This window comes from Streptomyces sp. NPDC045287 (genome assembly GCF_056432325.1).
In genome coordinates this window covers 1-5,090 of sequence record NZ_JBWKJG010000045.1, presented here as the reverse complement: position 1 = coordinate 5,090, position 5,090 = coordinate 1, and the positions used below count along the sequence as shown (strand labels likewise).

Here is a 5,090-nt window from a genome sequence, read left to right as displayed (position 1 = left end):
GCCTCGGTACGCAGCGGGTTGATCTCCGAGACGGCGCCGACGAACGTGGTCTTGCCCACGCCGAAGCCGCCCGCCACCACGATCTTCGCGCTGGTGGTTGAGCGGGCCGCACCGCCGCTAGAGCTTGCGAAGTCCACTGAGCACCCTTTCGAGCAGTGTCACGTCTGGCTGGCCGCCGGCGGCCTCGTCGCCGCCGGGCTGGTGGATGGCGACGAGTCCGGCCTCGGCCAGATCGGCGACGAGGATCCGGGCAACGCCGAGGGGGATGGAGAGGAGCGCCGAGATCTCGGCCACCGACTTGATCTCGAAGCACAACCGGCAGATCCGCTGGTGCTCGGGCAACTGCCCGTGCAGCCGCGACGGATCGGCCGTGGTGGACACCAGCGCCTCGATGGCGAGCTGGTACCGGGGTCGCGTCCGGCCGCCCGTCATGGCGTACGGACGGACCAGCGGGTTGTGGGCACCCCCGCCCGCACCCGCGGCCGGCTCCGGACGGCGCTGCTGCTGCACCGGCTGGCGCGGTGCCTGCGGCTGCTGGTAGGGCTGCTGGTAGCCCTGTCTGCCCGGCGCAGAGGGGAAGTGGTAGTGGTTCTGGGCGTTGTCACCCTGCACCTGGTGAGCACCGTCGTACGGGTGGTGTCCGCCTGGGGGTGTTGCCACGATTCCTCCTCCGACTGCGGTTCGCCGGTCCATGTCCCTGTGGACCCGCGCCACCGCACCTTAAGGCGCGGTGGCGAGAAACGCACGGTCCGTCTGCTAGTTGAGAAGACTGCCCTGCAGTTCCGCGCGCAGGTCCGGGGTGAGGACGCTGCCCGCGCGGTCCACGAGAAGGGCCATCTCGTAGCCGACGAGGCCGATGTCGGCGTCGGGGTGGGCGAGGACGGCGAGGGACGAGCCGTCCGAGATGGACATGATGAAGAGGAAGCCGCGCTCCATCTCCACCACGGTCTGGTTGACCGGCCCGCCCTCGAAGATGCGGGACGCGCCCGCGGTCAGCGAGGTCAGACCGGAGGCGACGGCGGCCAACTGGTCGGCACGGTCACGCGGGAAACCCTCGGACATCGCCAGCAGGAGTCCGTCGGCGGAGACCACCACCGTGTGCGACACCCCGGGGGTGTTGTCCACGAAATTGGTGATCAACCAGTTCAGATTCTGCGCCGCCTGGCTCATCGGGCTCACACTAACGCTCCTGGTTGTAGGTACTACCCGGGCCACTGTGTCGATCGTAAGTGGCCGATCCGTTCATGTCCGTTCCCGCGTTGCGCCCCTGCTGGACACCCCGCCGCAGGTTGCTCAACCTGCCGCGGACGTCCTCGGGGGCGCGGGAGACCTGCGGGCCGCCCTGCGGGGTCTGCTCCGCGGTTCCCTCGACGAGGTTGGCCTTGGGAACCCGCCGGGGCAGCCCGGAAGCAGTGACCCCGCCGGCCTTCGGCTCCTTGAGCTTCACGGCCCGCTGCCAGCGTTCGTCGTTGGTCGAACGCCAGGCGCCGGAGTCGTCCGCGTCGCTCTGGGGAACCTGCCCGGCCGGCTGGGCGTGCTGGTCCGCGGTGTCCTGCTGGTGGCCCTGGTTCCGGCTCGGCCGGTCCGCCGGCCGCTGGCTGCCGCGGCGCGGCAGCCCCGCGCCGGTCAGCTCGTGCTCGGCGTTGGGCACGGAACCCGGACGGTCGAAGCCTACGCGGTCCCGCTCGTTCGCGGGAACGCCCTGAGCGGATTCCGGTTCGCCACCGTAGCCGCCGTCGTAGCCGCCCTGGTACGTCTGCTGCACAGGCCACCCGCCCTGGTCGGGCTGGGCCTCGAACTGGTTGCCGTACGACGGCTGCTCGGCGTCGCGGCCGGCGAAGCCGCCTTCCGCATACGCGGGCCCCGGGTACTCGCCGGTGGCATAGTCACCGCCGTTCGCGTAGCCGTCCCCGTGGTACCCGCCGCCGTTCCGGTACGCGTCCTCGGCGCCGTAGCCGTCGCCCTGGTAGCCGCCGTCCTGGTGACCGGCGCTCTGGTAGCCGCCGTCCTGGTGACCGGCGCCGCCGGGGTAGCCCGCGCCGTCGCCCTGGTAGCCCTCCTGCGGCTGGGAATCGCCGTAGCCGGGCTGCTGTTCGTAGCCGCCCTGCCCGTACGGCTGCTGGGCGTCCCGCTGCTCGTACGGGGCCTCGTGGCCGCCCTCGTACCGCTCCTGCTCCCGGTCGTCGTGCGACGGCCCGCCCTGCAGCTGCGCGCCGAGTGCGGCACGGCGCCCCCCGCGCCTCAGGGAGCGGCCCACCGGGTCCATCGCGGCGCCGTCCTGCTGCGGCTCGTAGCGGGAGTCGTCGAAGCCGAGCTCCGCGGCCGTCCGCATCGGGGCGGCCTCGTACGCCTGCTGCTCCGGGATGATCTGGGAGACCGTGAAGTCCTCCTGCAGCGGCTCGCCGCCACCACCGTGGGTGATCGCGTCCGGCAGCATGACCAGCGACGTCGTACCGGCCTGCTCGCCCGAGGGGCGCAGCTGGACGCGGATGCCGTGCCGGTCGGCGAGGCGGCCGACCACGAAGAGGCCCATGCGCTGGGAGACCGCGACGTCCACCGTCGGCGGGTTGGCCAGCTTGTGGTTGATGTCCGCGAAGTCCTCGGCGGTGAGGCCGATGCCCTTGTCGTGGATCTCGATCATCACGCGGCCGTCGGGCAGCCGCGTCGCGGTGACGCGCACCTTGGTCTGCGGCGACGAGAACGTGGTGGCGTTCTCCAGCAGCTCGGCCAGCAGGTGCACGAGGTCGGTCACGGCCTGGCCGTGGATCTCCGCCTCGGGAACGCCCGACAGCTCGATGCGCTCGTACTGCTCCACCTCGGAGGTGGCGGCGCGCATGACGTCGACCAGGGGGACCGGCTGGTCCCAGCGGCGGCCCGGCTCCTCGCCGGCGAGGATCAGCAGGTTCTCGCCGTTGCGGCGCATGCGGGTGGCCAGGTGGTCCAGCTTGAAGAGGTTCTCCAGCTGGTCGGGGTCGGCCTCGTTGTTCTCCAGGTCCGTGATCAGCGTCAGCTGACCCTCGATCAGGGACTGGTTGCGCCGCGACAGGTTGGTGAAGATCGCGTTGACGTTGCCCCGCAGCAGGGCCTGCTCGGCGGCGAGCCGGACGGCCTCGCGGTGGACCTGGTCGAAGGCCCGCGCGACCTCGCCGATCTCGTCGCGCGTGTCGATCGGGATCGGCTCGACCCGCGTGTCGACCTTGCCCGGGTCGGTCCGCGAGAGCTGGTCGACCAGCATCGGCAGGCGCTGCTCCGCGACGCCGAGCGCGGCGTGGCGCAGGCGGCGCATGGAGCGGCTCATCTGGCGCGCCATGAGGGCGGCCAGGACGAAGGCGGCGAGCAGCGCGACCACGACGATGCCACCGTTGACGAACGCGTCCGTCCGGGCCTCGTCGGCGATCCGGGTGGCCTCGTTGAGCGCCTTGGTGAGCAGCTCGGTCTCGACCTCGGTGTACCCGTCGAACTTGCCGGTGGCGACGGCCATCCAGGTCTCGGGGGTGACTCCGCCCTGCTTGCGCTTGACGAGCGCCCTGATGTCGCCGGCGTCCTCGGCCTTGCCGATCTCGACGGCCATGCCCTCGAAGACCGACTTCTCACCCGAGGCCGTCTGGGCGATCGGCGGCTGCACGCCGGAGGCGGCGAACTCCTTGGCGCCGTCCTGCGCCTTGCCGGTCATCACCTCGGTGAGCCGGTCGACGTCCTCCTGCGTACCGCCGGAGACGAACTCGCCGATGGCGATGTCCTCCAGGTACTTGTACGAGTTGAACGCCTTCGACTGGGCCTTGAAGACCTCGTCGTCCTCGCTCGGCCGGAGCAGCAGGTGCATGCCGATCGAGCGCTGGAGCGACTCGGCGGCCTTGGCGAGCTGGATGGCGTAGACGGTGCGGCCGAAGCTCGTGATGTTGCCGGTGCCCAGGCCGAGCTCGTTGGAGAACTCCATGAGCACGTGCTGGACCCGGGTGTAGCCCTCTTCGGTCTTCACCGGGTCCAGGGCCTTGGTGTATGCGGCCTTCCGCAGGTCCTGGAGCTGCGGCTCCTCCGTGCGGAAGAGCTGGAGGCGGCGCTCCAGGCCCTGTCCCTCGGGCATGTCCTGGACGGCCCCGTCGAACTTCCGCTTCGCGGCGTCCGTGGCGGCGTACGCGTCGGTGACGGCGCTCGCCTCCCGGGCGGACTCGCTCGTGGCGGTGAGCAGCGGCTCCGCGGTGAGGTCGCGCTCGTTGAGCAGCGCCTGGCCGTACTCGGAGGCGGCCTGCACGATGCGCGCGGTCTTCTCCGCGTCCCGCGCCTCCTGCCAGGTGTCGACGGCCGTCTTCACCTGGAAGCCGCCCATCACCAGGCCGACCAGCACGGGCACGAGGAGGATGGCGTTCAGACGCGTCGCCACGTGCCAGTGGCGGGGGGAGAACCGGCTGGGGCTGCCGCCGGCGGGGGCGGGACCGGCCGGGGGTGTCACGGGCGCATCCGCAGGCGGCGCCGCCGTGCGCGGCGGCGGGGTGAAGTTCCCCCGCGCCTGCTGCTCCGCGGCGCTTTTCGTGCTTCGCCTCACTCGACCAACAACCTCTCGGCGTCGGCACCTACGATGTGCCGTTCTTCTGCTTCAGAGCCGTACTACTCAGGAGTTCGTGCATTGCAGCACGTAAAGCGGCCGCGTTCCAAACAGCCCGATCGAGCGATTACCGACGGTCCGCGCGACAGATAAAACGGGCATAAAGAGCATGAGCCGTCAAAAAGCGGGCCCCATGTGAGCGCAGCGACACCATGTGGATGCGTCTCGTGTCCGAGAGGTTGCAATTCTCTGTCGAAACGTTATGAACGTGCGGGCGGGCCGTGTCGGACGACACAGCCCGCCCCCCGAGCGCCTACGACAACTGCCGTATCCGTGCGCCCACTTGTTGATCAGCGGGCCGGGGCGGACCACTCCGCCCGCCCCGGGGCGCCTACTTCAACCGTGCCATGAGGGCGTGTTCGACGAGGGTGATGAGGGCGCTTTTGGCGTCTGCGCGGTGGCGGGCGTCGGTGGTGATGATGGGGGTGTCGGGGCCGATCTGGAGTGCTTCGCGTACTTCGTCGGGGGTGTAGGGCTGGTGTCCGTC

The 5,090-nt window shown here is 70.7% G+C and carries 3 protein-coding genes and 2 pseudogenes; all 5 read right to left on the bottom strand.

Translation table 11 applies throughout. From position 1 onward, the window contains the following. A pseudogene (locus tag AC07D6_RS33440) lies at positions 1-137 on the bottom strand (ATP-binding protein); the annotation flags it as partial. After that, positions 118-660: a DUF742 domain-containing protein gene (locus AC07D6_RS33435; RefSeq protein WP_315881754.1), complete on the bottom strand. Its 543-nt coding sequence runs from the start codon at positions 658-660 to the stop codon at positions 118-120. The pseudogene AC07D6_RS33440 and the gene AC07D6_RS33435, both read right to left, overlap by 20 nt. A gap of 96 nt (positions 661-756) precedes the next feature. Further along, a complete protein-coding gene (locus AC07D6_RS33430; RefSeq protein ID WP_240111643.1) occupies positions 757-1,170 on the bottom strand; it encodes a roadblock/LC7 domain-containing protein in 414 nt (137 codons plus the stop codon). Positions 1,171-1,180: 10 nt separating this feature from the next. Next, on the bottom strand, positions 1,181-4,543 hold the full coding sequence (locus AC07D6_RS33425; RefSeq protein WP_479050712.1) for a nitrate- and nitrite sensing domain-containing protein: 3,363 nt from the start codon (positions 4,541-4,543) through the stop codon (positions 1,181-1,183). A gap of 391 nt (positions 4,544-4,934) precedes the next feature. Beyond that, positions 4,935-5,090, bottom strand: a pseudogene (locus AC07D6_RS33420) (ATP-binding protein); the annotation flags it as partial.